The organism is Ureibacillus sp. 179-F W5.1 NHS (assembly GCF_045369345.1).
Lineage (GTDB): Bacteria > Bacillota > Bacilli > Bacillales_A > Planococcaceae > Ureibacillus > Ureibacillus halotolerans.
Genome location: NZ_JBIQFG010000005.1, coordinates 90,565 through 103,472, shown reverse-complemented (window position 1 = coordinate 103,472; position 12,908 = coordinate 90,565). Strand labels below are relative to the sequence as shown.

General features: G+C 35.3%; 10 protein-coding genes. 7 read left to right on the top strand and 3 right to left on the bottom strand.

Translation table 11 applies throughout. The annotated features are described in order from the left end of the window. Nucleotides 1–42 precede the first annotated feature (42 nt). The 5 genes from ilvC (at nucleotide 43) to leuD (ending at nucleotide 5,845) form a co-directional block, all read left to right on the top strand. Nucleotides 43–1,056, top strand: a complete 1,014-nt coding sequence (ilvC, locus tag ACH0B5_RS04370; RefSeq protein ID WP_406927455.1) for a ketol-acid reductoisomerase — start codon at nucleotides 43–45, stop codon at nucleotides 1,054–1,056. Continuing rightward, the gene (locus ACH0B5_RS04365; protein ID WP_406927454.1) at nucleotides 1,056–2,600 is read left to right on the top strand and encodes a 2-isopropylmalate synthase; all 1,545 of its coding nucleotides are present in this window, start codon (nucleotides 1,056–1,058) and stop codon (nucleotides 2,598–2,600) included. The genes ilvC and ACH0B5_RS04365 overlap by 1 nt, the downstream gene beginning before the upstream one ends. 112 nt (nucleotides 2,601–2,712) lie before the next feature. Continuing rightward, nucleotides 2,713–3,810, top strand: a complete 1,098-nt coding sequence (leuB, locus tag ACH0B5_RS04360; protein ID WP_341362120.1) for a 3-isopropylmalate dehydrogenase — start codon at nucleotides 2,713–2,715, stop codon at nucleotides 3,808–3,810. A 16-nt stretch (nucleotides 3,811–3,826) separates the two neighbouring features. Next, a complete protein-coding gene (gene leuC, locus ACH0B5_RS04355; RefSeq protein ID WP_341362119.1) occupies nucleotides 3,827–5,236 on the top strand; it encodes a 3-isopropylmalate dehydratase large subunit in 1,410 nt (469 codons plus the stop codon). A gap of 18 nt (nucleotides 5,237–5,254) precedes the next feature. Further along, the gene (gene leuD / locus ACH0B5_RS04350) at nucleotides 5,255–5,845 is read left to right on the top strand and encodes a 3-isopropylmalate dehydratase small subunit (RefSeq protein WP_122970644.1); all 591 of its coding nucleotides are present in this window, start codon (nucleotides 5,255–5,257) and stop codon (nucleotides 5,843–5,845) included. 49 nt (nucleotides 5,846–5,894) lie between these two features. On the opposite strand, the gene ACH0B5_RS04345 is transcribed toward leuD, so the two are convergent. Further along, nucleotides 5,895–7,196, bottom strand: a complete 1,302-nt coding sequence (locus ACH0B5_RS04345) for an MFS transporter (protein WP_341362118.1) — start codon at nucleotides 7,194–7,196, stop codon at nucleotides 5,895–5,897. A gap of 193 nt (nucleotides 7,197–7,389) precedes the next feature. Between ACH0B5_RS04345 and ACH0B5_RS04340 the strand changes: the two genes are divergently transcribed. Further along, nucleotides 7,390–8,646, top strand: coding sequence for a helix-turn-helix domain-containing protein (locus ACH0B5_RS04340; RefSeq protein ID WP_406927453.1), 1,257 nt, complete (start codon nucleotides 7,390–7,392; stop codon nucleotides 8,644–8,646). Between the two features lie 50 nt (nucleotides 8,647–8,696). On the opposite strand, the gene yfkAB is transcribed toward ACH0B5_RS04340, so the two are convergent. Together yfkAB and ACH0B5_RS04330 are read right to left on the bottom strand one after the other, a co-directional pair. Next, a complete protein-coding gene (yfkAB, locus tag ACH0B5_RS04335) occupies nucleotides 8,697–9,806 on the bottom strand; it encodes a radical SAM/CxCxxxxC motif protein YfkAB (RefSeq protein WP_341362116.1) in 1,110 nt (369 codons plus the stop codon). Between the two features lie 125 nt (nucleotides 9,807–9,931). Further along, nucleotides 9,932–11,851: a right-handed parallel beta-helix repeat-containing protein gene (locus ACH0B5_RS04330; protein WP_406927452.1), complete on the bottom strand. Its 1,920-nt coding sequence runs from the start codon at nucleotides 11,849–11,851 to the stop codon at nucleotides 9,932–9,934. Nucleotides 11,852–12,076: 225 nt separating this feature from the next. On the opposite strand from ACH0B5_RS04330, the gene ACH0B5_RS04325 reads away from it, so the two are divergent. Next, entirely contained in the window at nucleotides 12,077–12,907 is an 831-nt protein-coding gene (locus ACH0B5_RS04325) for a DUF2785 domain-containing protein (RefSeq protein WP_406927451.1), read from the top strand. The last annotated feature ends 1 nt before the right edge of the window (nucleotide 12,908 follow it).

Sequence of the window (12,908 nt, the reverse complement as noted above, 5' to 3'; positions counted from 1 at the left end):
CTACTAAATTCAAATAAAATTGACTATTAGGAGGAAATGAAAATGACAAAAATGTATTACCAAAACGAAATTAACGAGGCTGTATTAAAAGAAAAGAAAATCGCCATTATCGGTTATGGTTCACAAGGTCATGCACATGCTCAAAATTTAAAAGACTCTGGTTTTAATGTAGTAGTTGGTGTACGTCCAGGTAAATCATTCGATCAAGCAAAGGAAGATGGGTTAGAAGTAAAAACAGTAGCAGAAGCTGCACGAGAAGCTGATATTATTCAAATCTTATTACCAGATGAAAGACAAAAACAAGTCTATGAAGAAGAAATTGCTCCGAATCTTGAGCCAGGAAATGCATTAATGTTCGCCCATGGATTCAACATCAATTTCGGTCAAATTGTACCTCCAGCAGATGTCGACGTATTTTTAGTAGCACCAAAAGGACCTGGTCACTTAGTTCGTCGTACTTATGTCCAAGGTGCTGGTGTTCCTGCATTGTTTGCTATTTATCAAGATGCAACAGGAGAAGCACGAAGCTTAGCATTAGCTTACGGCAAAGGAATCGGTGCTGCGCGTGCAGGAATGTTAGAAACAACATTTAAAGAAGAAACGGAAACAGATTTATTCGGAGAACAGGCTGTACTTTGTGGAGGTACTACTCAATTAGTGAAATACGGCTTTGAAACGTTAGTAGAAGCAGGATATCAACCAGAACTTGCTTACTTTGAAACTCTGCATGAACTAAAATTAATCGTTGATTTAATGTACGAAGGTGGTATGGAAACAATGCGATATTCCGTTTCAGATACTGCTGAATGGGGTGATTACGTTTCCGGACCACGTATTATCGATGAATCCGTAAAAGCTCGAATGAAAGAAGTTTTAGCGGACATCCAAGATGGCACATTTGCGAAGGATTGGATTAAAGAAAATGAAACGAATCGTCCACGCTACAACGAATATAAAAAAGCTGGCGCACAACATCAAATTGAACAAGTAGGATCCAAATTACGTGAGATGATGCCTTTCATTAATGAAGGAAAGAAAAAAGTGGTGGTGAAGTAATGCGTAAAATCGATATTTTTGATACAACTCTTCGAGACGGTGAACAGTCCGCTGGGATTAATCTGAATACAGCAGAAAAAATTGAAATTGCAAAACAGTTAGAGCGTCTAGGCACAACAATCATTGAAGCAGGTTTTCCTGCTTCAAGTCCTGGAGATTTCGAAGCAGTAAATCGCATAGCTAGCACCGTTAAAAATTCTATTGTAACAGGCCTTGCCCGTTGTATCCAAAGTGATATTGATGCCACTTGGGAAGCGATTAAAGTAGCTGAGCAACCCCATATTCATGTATTTTTAGCAACAAGTCCAATTCATATGGAATATAAATTAAAGAAATCCGAAGAACAAGTCATTGAGCAAGCTGTTGAAGCAGTCAAATATGCAAAAAAATATTTCTCCCTCGTACAATGGTCTGCTGAAGATGGATTCCGCTCTGATCGCGATTTCCTTGTGCGTATTATTGAAAAAGTTATTGAGGTTGGAGCAACTACAATTAACGTTCCAGATACAGTTGGATACGCGTCTCCTCAAGAATATGGTGAGCTTTTCAAATTTTTACGTGAAAATGTGCGCGGAGCAGATAAAGTAAAATTCTCTGCCCATTGTCATGATGATTTAGGTATGGCGGTCGCTAACTCTATTGCTGCCATTCAAAATGGCGTAGATCAAGTAGAATGTACAATTAATGGGATCGGTGAGCGTGCCGGTAATGCTTCATTAGAAGAAATTGGTGTTGCAATGCATATCCGTAAAGATCTTTATCAAGTTGAAACAGGTTTAAACTTAAAAGAGATAAAAAGAACATCCCAGTTAGTTAGCCGCTTAACAGGCGTTGTTATTCAACCCAATAAAGCAGTAGTAGGGAAAAATGCCTTTGCCCACGAATCTGGGATTCATCAAGATGGCGTACTGAAACATAAAGAAACGTACGAAATTATTTCACCAGCTCTTATCGGTGAAGGTGAAGTTCCTTTAGTATTAGGAAAACATTCTGGTCGTGCGGCATTCCGCGATCGAGCTGTAAAAATGGGCTTTGACTTATCCGATGAAAAATTAAATAAAGCATTCCAAGAGTTCAAAAAATTAGCTGATCGGAAAAAAGAAATTACGGAAGAAGATTTAATAACACTTCTAACAGAACAACAAGTTTCAATGGAAGATGTACCATTATTTGAATTAAAATCCGTTCAAGTATCTTATGGAACAGAGAATATTCCAACAGCGACTGCTTCTGTCCTTACTCCTAGCGGGGAGTTAAAAACATTAGCTGCTACGGGAGCAGGATCAGTAGAAGCCATTTTCAATACATTAGAACAATTAGTTGAAGCAACGATAAACATACTAGATTTCCGAGTGAAATCCGTAGGCAAAGGACGCGATGCATTAGGAGAAGCTGTTGTTAATTTACGATACAACGGATTTACAACAACCGGTCGCGACGCTTCACAAGATGTTCTTGAAGCAGCTGCAAAAGCTTATTTAAACGCTATTAACCGTCATTTAATTCAAGCAAATGTGTTTTCAAAGCAAACTGCCGAAGTATAAATTTGTTTTGATATTATCATCGGGAGAAACGCCATCAAATGTTATACGTTTGATGGCATTTCTTTAAACTCTTTCTACCTAAAGGGAATAAACAAAAGAGAGGTGTGTTCAAATGGAAAAGAAAATTACAGTACTTCCTGGGGATGGCATTGGTCCCGAAGTGATTGCTGCTGCTGTACGTGTACTAAAAGTAATTGGGAAACGGTACAATCATGACTTTCAATTAGGTTATGCAGCAATAGGTGGTGCAGCCATTGATCAGTTTCATAATCCTCTACCAGAAAAAACGATTGAAATGTGTAAAGAAAGTGATGCGATTCTTTTAGGAGCTGTTGGTGGTCCGAAGTGGGATAACAACCCTGCTGAATTGAGACCGGAAAAAGGATTACTTACTATCCGAAAAACGTTCGACTTATTTGCCAATTTACGTCCTGTAAAAGCATTTCCGAGTTTGTTAAATGCTTCCCCTTTAAAAAGGGAAGTGGCAGAAAATGTAGATTTAATGATTGTTCGTGAATTAACTGGCGGTATTTATTTTGGTGAGAAACATCGAACGGAAGAAGAAGCAACGGATTTAAACATCTATTCTCGCCATGAAATTGAACGGATTGTTGATAAGGCATTCGAACTGGCAAAACTTCGAAAAGGAAGATTATGTTCTGTAGATAAAGCAAATGTACTTGAAACATCAAGATTATGGCGCCAAATCGTTGAAGAGAAAAAGGAACAATACCCAGATGTCACGGTAGAACATAACTTAGTCGACTCAGTAGCCATGAAGCTTATTACAAATCCTGGTCACTATGATGTAGTCGTAACAGACAATATGTTTGGCGATATTTTAAGCGATGAATCTTCAGTAATTACGGGATCCCTTGGTGTACTACCTTCTGCATCTATTCGTAGCGATCATTTCGGTCTGTATGAACCTGTCCATGGATCTGCTCCAGAAATTGCTGGTGAAGGAATTGCTAATCCAGCAGCAGCCATTCTTTCTGTCGCTATGATGCTTCGCTATTCATTCGGTATGACAGTAGAAGCAGAAGAAATTGAAAAAGCAGTTAATGACGTATTTAATGATGGTTATTATACTGCCGATTTAGTAAAAAATAATGAACACTTCTTAACAACAGATGAATGGACAGATAAAGTAATCGCCAAAATTGATTCGAATTTCGTTATCGACTGTATTATGGAATCTTATATTTAAAGGATTGGTGAAGATAATGGCAAAAAATATTATTGAAAAAATATGGGAATCCCATGTAGTTTATAAAGAATCCGGTAAACCAGATTTACTATACATCGATCTTCATTTAATTCATGAAGTGACTTCTCCTCAAGCCTTTGAAGGATTACGTTTAGCAGGAAGAAAAGTTCGACGTCCTGATCTTTGTTTTGCCACTATGGACCATAATGTTCCGACGAAGAACTTACCGATTATTAACGATCCTATTGCAAAAAAACAAATTACTACTTTAGCAGAAAATGCAAAGGAATTCGGCATTCAACTTGCAAATATTGGACATCCTGACCAAGGAATCGTCCATGTGATTGGACCAGAACTTGGATTAACTCAACCGGGAAAAACAATTGTATGTGGGGATTCCCATACATCTACTCATGGTGCGTTTGGTGCATTAGCCTTCGGAATTGGAACTTCTGAAGTGGAACACGTTCTATCTACCCAAACATTATGGCAATCTAAACCGCCAACTATGGAAATTCGTGTGAACGGAAAACTTGGAATTGGGGTAGCCGCAAAAGATATAATATTAGCCATTATTGCCAAATGGGGAATTGGTGTCGGAACTGGCCATATCGTAGAATATACAGGTGAAGCTATCCGTAGTCTATCAATGGAAGAACGAATGACGATTTGTAATATGTCAATTGAAGCTGGAGCGAAAGCGGGTCTTATTTCACCAGACGAAAAAACAGTGGAATATTTGCGTGGACGCCGTTTTGCTCCAAAGGGTGAGCAGTTCGAAAAAGCTGCCGAATATTGGTTAAGTTTAGCGTCAGATTCCGATTGTTCCTATGATGTTGTATTGGAAATCGATGCCGATGAAATCGAACCAATCGTCACTTGGGGAACTAATCCGTCTATGGGAACTGGCATTACAAAAAACGTTCCAACTATCGAAGATTTCGAAACAGAATCGGATAAAGCTGCTCTACAAAAAGCACTAGCTTATATGGGATTAGAAGAAGGTCAACCAATTTCTTCTATTGAAATACAACACGTATTTATCGGTTCATGTACAAACTCCCGTCTATCAGACTTACGAACGGCAGCTAGTATTGTAGAAGGAAAAACAATTCACCCAGGTGTTCGAGGAATTGTCGTTCCAGGATCCCATTCAACAAAATTATTAGCAGAGGCTGAAGGGTTAGATAAAATTTTCATCGAAGCTGGTTTCGAATGGCGTGAATCTGGTTGTTCCGCTTGTCTTGGTATGAATGAAGACATCATCCCTTCAGGAGAACGTTGTGCATCCACTTCAAACCGAAACTTTGAAGGACGTCAAGGGGCAGGTGCACGAACACATTTAGTTAGTCCGGCTATGGCTGCTGCAGCTGCTATCGAAGGTCACTTCGTAGATGTTCGTAAATATGTAAAGCAAGAAGTTTAACCCGAGGAGTGAAAAGCAATGGAACCTATTAATCAAGTAAAAAGTGTTATAACACCATTGGATCGCAAAAACGTCGATACTGACCAAATTATTTCAAAAGAGTTTTTAAAACGTATCGAACGAACTGGTTTCGGTCGCTATTTGTTCTATCATTGGCGATTTGATGAACAAGGTAACGAAATATCAGATTTTGTTTTAAATAAACCTGAATATAAAGGTTCGCAAATTTTAGTTGCACAAGATAATTTCGGTTGCGGATCTTCCCGGGAACATGCACCATGGGCCATTTTAGATTACGGTTTCCGGGTAGTCATTGCCCCAAGTTTTGCTGATATATTCCACAACAACTGTTTTAAAAATGGGATATTACCAATAAAATTAACGGAAGCAGCGTGCGATGAAATTTTAGCAAAAGGTATGCAAAGTCCGTATAATGTGGAAGTAAATTTAGAAGAACAAACTGTTAAAGGGGAAGATGGATCCATTTATTCCTTTTCAATTGATCCATACTATAAACAAATGCTACTAAATGGTTGGGATGAAATTTCTTTAACTTTCCAATACGAAGAGCATATTAAGGCTTACGAAGAAAAAAGAATCGTATTTTAACTGAAGAAATCGATAAAATCAGACATTCCTGATTTTATCGATTTTTATTTTACGTATTTTTAAATAGTGGCTGTTCTAGCTCGCTTGTATTCTTTTTTAAATTTGGATATATGCTCATGATTAAAGACCTTGGAATAGCAACAAGTGTGATAATAATTAATGATGCACTACAAAATAGTAAAATAATTTGAGCGGGAAGTACATCATAGAGAATACCAAAAATTAATGAACCAATTGGCATTAATCCCATCGCCATCATTTCAAGTATTCCAAAGATTCTCCCTCTATAACTTTCATCTACATCCTTTTGCATCATGACCATAATTGGTGTATTCGTTAATACGGTTAAACAACCAAAGGAGAACATGACAGCTAAAAAATAAATAAATATTGCACTTGATGAAAAATGGAAAATTAATGGAATAGTCATTACACCTACTAATATCCCTAGCATAAAAAGGGCACGTTTTGAAAACTGAAGAGGGTATTTTACATTTGTCCTTGCTGCAAAATAAAGAGAAATAAACAACATCCCAATGGCTGCAGCAGCTTCAATGAATCCAATAAGTGAATATTCCACCTTTAAGATTTCAACTAAAATAAAGTTAATTCCAACACTTACAGAGGACAAAAACAAATTTAACCAAAGACTTACAATAAGAATTCTTAAAATAACTGGTTTTGTTTTTAAGTAGGTAAATCCTTCTTTAAAACTTTGCAACATTGATTCTTCAATGGAGGTTGGTTCTTCTAGCTGATTTGTATAAAGTTTAAAATTCATTGTTGCTTCTAATGAAAAGGCTATAATATATGAAAGGATATTAATGAATAAAAACCATTCCATTGAAACAAATCCGAACAGCATCCCACCGACAATTGGTCCACCGATTCCCGAAACGGAAATCGATAATTGATTGAAGGACATCGCTTTTTGGATTCTCTCTTCATCGACTAAGTTGGCGATTGATGCGGAAAAGGCAATACCTGAGAATGTGCTACAAATTGTATAAAAAAACGTTGTAATATAAATGGCCACTATGGAAATATCAAACAGTAAACTATATAGAAGTAAGCCACTAATTGTTAATACGGTACCACCTTGACCTACAAGAACCATTACTTTTTTCGGAATTCGATCAGCTAGAATTCCCGCAATCGGTGACAAAATAACTCGAGGAATAATGGAAAAAATTAAATTCGCAGCAAAACTTAATGCAGAACCGGTAATCGATAAAATGTACATACTAATTCCAAAGGAATAAACATTAGCTCCAAGAGCAGAAATCATTTTACTAAACAAAAACGTGTATAAATGATATGTTGCACGCCTCTTTTTTACAATTTCAACCATAATAACAACCCCCTCAACTTAAAAGTTCAATTTAATTAAACTAATGATAAGCGAAACATTGGGAATTCGCAATAATAAAGTTTAATTTAATTTAACTTTCATTACATATAATACGAGTGACGTTTAAAATTTGTTTAATAAAACTAAAATATTTCCGATTGAATTGTTAATTGATACAATAGATGGAAATGGGGTGGTTGGAATTAATTCTTTAGGTGAACGTATTAAAAAATTTAGAAAAGAAAAGAAAATGACTTTAGCAGAAGTAGCTGGAGAACGATTAACAAAAGGTATGTTGAGTTTAATCGAAAATGGGAAAGCACAGCCTTCAATGGAAAGTTTACGATATATTGCTGAAAGAATCGGAGTAGAAGTTTCATCTCTACTCGACGAAGATCATCTAGAGGAACTTCGCACTTTACTATTTGAAATTGAGAAGGAGTATAACAATATCTTTTCTCCATTTGAATTGAGAGAAAAAGACGTTATGAATTCTTTACTTCAAAGGATTCTTTCGGTAAGAGAGAAATTACACGGGAAAAACTATGAAGAAATAAGATTATTGGATCTATACATTCGATTAAATACTGTTTTGAACTATCAAAAAGAGACGATCTCAATGTCTCACATCATTTCTTTTTACGAAAAAATTCATGCATATAGTCAAGTCATTAGTTGTTATTCTTTTTTATCAGGATTTTATTTCAATAAAAATGACTATGAACATGCTTTAAAGTGGATACAAGAAGCTGAAAAAAGAACAAAACCATACGAACATTTAATTGATAAATTATCTATTTTAGATATGCATTATATATTAACAGTCCTTTATGGTGCTATTGACGATCCTGAAAACTCTCAAAAGCATCTGAATATCGCTTTAAATATCGCCCACGAAAATCGAATCTATTATCGATTAGATGATTTTTATCGTTATTCATTCGTCTTAGCCATTCAACAAGGGGATGAGGAAAAAAGCGCCTATTATTTAACAAAGCTTAAACAACATGCTGATTTTACAGAGAATGAGTTCGCACATAATACACTCGTATTTTGCCAAGCCCACTATATGAATATGATTGATAAGGATTACGAAAAGGTTCCTAGTTTAAATGAGCATTTGAAAAAAAGCTCGTATGGTACAAAAGTGGACGAGCATATTTTTACGTTTTACCGAATGGAACAAGCCTATGCCTATTGGGCGCAAGGACTTTATAATGAAGCGCTTCAAACAAGTGAAGATTTATCAATACCATCTTTTACTCATCATCCAATTGATTTAGCGATAATGTATAGAAACTTTGCAGTAAGGGCCCTTTGTTTTTTAGAATTAGGGGAGAAGGAATCGGCAAAACGGGAAATTTTATACGCTTATCATGGGGTCATGAATTTTACTAGTTCGATTTATAAAACATTCATCGTAGAAGCATATAAAAAAATTCAACATTAAAAAAGGTTAAGTAGGGAAGTGGAGTCCACAACTTTACTTAACCTTTTTCATTATTTTACTGAACCACTAATAAATTCAGCATCTTTATAATACATATTTTTAACTAATACGTTTGGTCCTAGGCATTTGACAGCAGGGCAGTGACAATTTAATGATTGGGCTAAATCGGTTGCTAACCATTTGTCAAAAACATTTGGTAAAGAATCCTTTTGAATATTACCAAGGGCTGGTGTATCCCCAAAATCGGTTACAATTACATCGCCTGTAAAAATATTAACGTTTAAACGGGATCGACCATCTGGATCATTACGTAACGTTACATTTTTTGCCTCACGTAATCGTTGAAGTAATTTTTGATCTTCTTCATTTTGACTACACGGATAAAAGGGAAGAGTTCCAAATAACATCCACGTATTTTCATCACGAATATCTAATATTTTATGAATAGCTTCCCGAGTTTCATCTAAAGTAAGGGAAGTTAAACTTGATGCAAAATCTGAAGGGTACATTGGATGCACTTCATGACGAGCACATTTCATTTCATGAACAATTTGATGATGAATATGTTCGATATAAGGAATCGTTTTTTTATTTAACATTGTTTCGGCCGATACCATTACTCCTTGTTCTGCAAGCATACGAGAGTTTTCAATCATTCTTTCGAAAAGACCGGCCCGCTGTTCAAAAGTCGGTTTTCTTTCCATCATGGCAAAACCAGTCTCCGCAAACTCTTCAATCGTTCCCCAGTTATGGGAAATATGCAATACATCTAAGTAAGGAGCAATCTCTAAATATCTTTCACCATCAATCGTTAAGTTAGAGTTCATTTGAGTACGAATACCACGTTCGTGGGCATATTGTAAAATCGGCTTAACATAATTTTTAACCGATTTTCTACTTAACATTGGTTCTCCACCTGTAATACTTAACGTTCTTAAATGGGGAATTTCATCTAAACGTTTCATTATTAAATCTATCGGAAGGGCTTCCGGGTCTTTCGTTTGAAGTGTATAGCCAACTGCGCAATGAGCGCATCTCATATTACATAAAGTTGTCGTTGTAAATTCTATGTTAGAGAGTGTTAATTTCCCGTATTGTTCCACATCTAAATAAGCTTCCCAAGGATCGAACTTTGGGGTAATTTTTTCTAATGTTCTCATAGTTTTCGATCTTCCTTTCCAAAAAACTATTTTCTCACACAAAATCCTTTTCGAAAACTAAAATTGCTTCATTTAGAACATTTAACCTATATCGGGATAATTCTCTCTATTTTCTAGCTTCAAAATCAAAAGTCTAATTGCTTAATAAAACTATTATTTTCACTATAATAAACATCGCCATAGCTATTTTCAACGACGGTTTTGATTAATTCAATTTTTGAAAAATTAACCGCTTGCACATTAAAGCGGGATTTATTATTCCGGATTATGCTATCGGAAACATACACCGAAGATTGATTTTGAGCAAAAATATCAGAATGAGCACCGTCCATAATTTGTACACTTTTTAGTTCCACAGTCGATTCAAAATCAATCCACAATTGATGTTGCACGTGTTTTGAAATAAAACAATCTTGAATATAGACTTCGCTATGATTTTGAATAATTAACGCATTACGATTCCCATCAAACATTTCACTATTTTTCATAATTACCGAACTATCATTGACAACAATTTGTGCCAATTCATGATGGAAAATTTGGCTATCTAATAAATAAAGACTAGAATTTCTTAACACTTTCAATCCGTAAGATTTACCATTATAAATTTGACATTGCTCGAAGCGTCCCGTAGATAGATCACAAATTTCTATTTGTACATTATGACTATCATAAAATTGACATTGAGTAGCAGTTAATTCACATTCATTCACAATAAATAAACTTTTCCCATTATAAAGCTGACTTTGAAGTAACTCGATTTTCACATGGGATTTACAAGCGATATGGGGCATTTCATTGTCAAAAAACTTGCATAAATCTACTTCTACTTTAGAATGGGACATTGCTAATATGCCATTTCCAATGTTATCGGATAAGATCGATTTAATAATCGTTAACTCCGATTTGAAAATCGTAATTGCCGAGTTGGCATTATGGGTAATTTCACTATCAACAATTGTACAATTCCCTTTATCTTCAATACAAATTCCAACATGATATCCTTCTTTTACAACACATTGTTTCATCGAACAAATCGATTTATTGGAAATAGAAATTTGCGCAGAACGATGTCCATTTAGTTTCGATTCAAATAGGTTAACAATCGATTCATCAAGTATTTGCAAACCCGTACTTTCTCCACTATGGATATGGCAACATTCGATATTCATCTTTGAATTTTTCGAAACGATAACATTTGCCTTTTTGTTTTGAGCAATGACACAATGATAAGTTTGTACTTCACCGTGTTGAGCAACCGCTATTCCTGCTAAATCTCCTTGTAATACCGAGCAATATCTTGCAGTTAAATAACCCTTTTGAACAGAAATTTGAGTTTTGCCATTGTATTGAAAAACCGTCGTTTGAAGGGACGCATCCCCCTCATGTAATAGTTGTAATCCTATACCATCACCAGATTCGATTAAACTTTCATGATCGATATATTTTGCATCTTCTACGATAATTTGTGTGTTTGTATGATGATGTAAATGGACATTTCTCGTTTGAATAAGGGAGCCATTTTTTATCCATATGCCATGTTTCCCATGGGAGAATTCACATTTTTCAATACAAGCTTGTGAGGATTCAGCTAATATGTGAACTTTCTCATTTTGAACAAACGTACAATTCTCAAATATCGCTTTACTGCCATTTAGTATTGAAACTGCCATCTCCTTCGCTTGTTCGAAATGGCAGTTATAAGCGTTTATTTTTCCGCCATCAATTGTTACATGTACATTGCTTTTCCCACCGACAAATCGACAATTTTGAAGTACAACTTCACCTTCTACATACATTTGTGCGGTAGGGGATATCGTTAGATTTTGCAAAGTTACTGAAATATTTTTCGGTACGATAATAAATCCTTCAATCATCGTTTCCTCATACATATCTCCTGCTAAAACCATGTTTTTATTAAAATGAATGGATTCTCTATACAGTTTCGGTTTTAGTTGTACAAAATTACCGGCTTTCGAATGTTGGATTGTATGTTGTATCGTTTTTACTTTTGATAATAAAGAAAATAATCGCTTAAAAACCATCAGGGTATTTCCTCCTCATAAACAATCAATACTCCTATTTTCACTAAAAATTCCTAATCTTAATCGTTTTCTTACAACAATTTGAAAAATTTGGGATAAACATCTCAATATTCGAAACCATACATTTAATCATCTAATGAAGACTATTTATCATTTTTGCCAAATAGCTTTTAGAAGTTTACAATAAATACAATTGTGCTCATCTGGCTAAGGAGGATATTCATTTTGAAAGAAACGTTGATTAAAATACTCGATATGAACCATACCGAAAGACAGCAGTATATGAATGAACAGGGCGATATACTCATCGAAAATATGTTAAATAACATCGGTTACCCTGAAGATGAATTAAGGGATAAATTAAATTATCGATTATTTATAGAATTACTTGCAGACAACTTATTAACTACTACACAAATGAAGCATTTGACTGAGACACTTAAAGGAGCTGATTTTTTATATGCTTCTATAGGAGAACGGGATAGCGACCTAGTATTCACCAGATCCTTTTCTGCTTTATGGTTATGTGGATTATTAAATGTTGATTCCCAAATTCGCTTTTTATCCGATGAGGAAGCCAAAGGAATTTTAGAGGAAGCCGTCCACTATTTATCGAAAGAAAACGATGTACGGGGATTCGTTCACGAAAAAGGTTGGGCTCATGCTATTGCCCATGGAGCTGATCTAGCTACTTCCATTGTTGCCCATCCATTATTTGAAATGCGTTTTGCGCCAATTCTTTTACAAGGAATTAAAAACAGCTTATGGAAAGATTCAGTCTATGTTGATGATGAGGATGAACGCCTCGTCACGATTGTTGAAAAACTAATGGCAAAAGGGTATCCAGAAGAAATTTTAATCGAATGGGTAGAACAAGTATTTGATAAACTACAATTTTATTTAATGGAAGTAGGCTATACGCCACAATATTTCGCTGCACGTACAAATACATTACATTTTATGAAAACTTTATACTTCACATTAAAATTTTCTCAAAAATTGCCTGAGCTAAAAGGGGTAGTATCATTATTTATTGGAAAATGGATGAAACAATAAC

Coding starts and splice junctions, on each gene's coding strand:
- ilvC (WP_406927455.1), top strand. CDS start 43: ATGACAAAAATGTATTACCAAAACGAAATTAACGAGGCTGTATTAAAA.
- ACH0B5_RS04365 (WP_406927454.1), top strand. CDS start 1,056: ATGCGTAAAATCGATATTTTTGATACAACTCTTCGAGACGGTGAACAG.
- leuB (WP_341362120.1), top strand. CDS start 2,713: ATGGAAAAGAAAATTACAGTACTTCCTGGGGATGGCATTGGTCCCGAA.
- leuC (WP_341362119.1), top strand. CDS start 3,827: ATGGCAAAAAATATTATTGAAAAAATATGGGAATCCCATGTAGTTTAT.
- leuD (WP_122970644.1), top strand. CDS start 5,255: ATGGAACCTATTAATCAAGTAAAAAGTGTTATAACACCATTGGATCGC.
- ACH0B5_RS04345 (WP_341362118.1), bottom strand. CDS start 7,196: ATGGTTGAAATTGTAAAAAAGAGGCGTGCAACATATCATTTATACACG.
- yfkAB (WP_341362116.1), bottom strand. CDS start 9,806: ATGAGAACATTAGAAAAAATTACCCCAAAGTTCGATCCTTGGGAAGCT.
- ACH0B5_RS04330 (WP_406927452.1), bottom strand. CDS start 11,851: ATGGTTTTTAAGCGATTATTTTCTTTATTATCAAAAGTAAAAACGATA.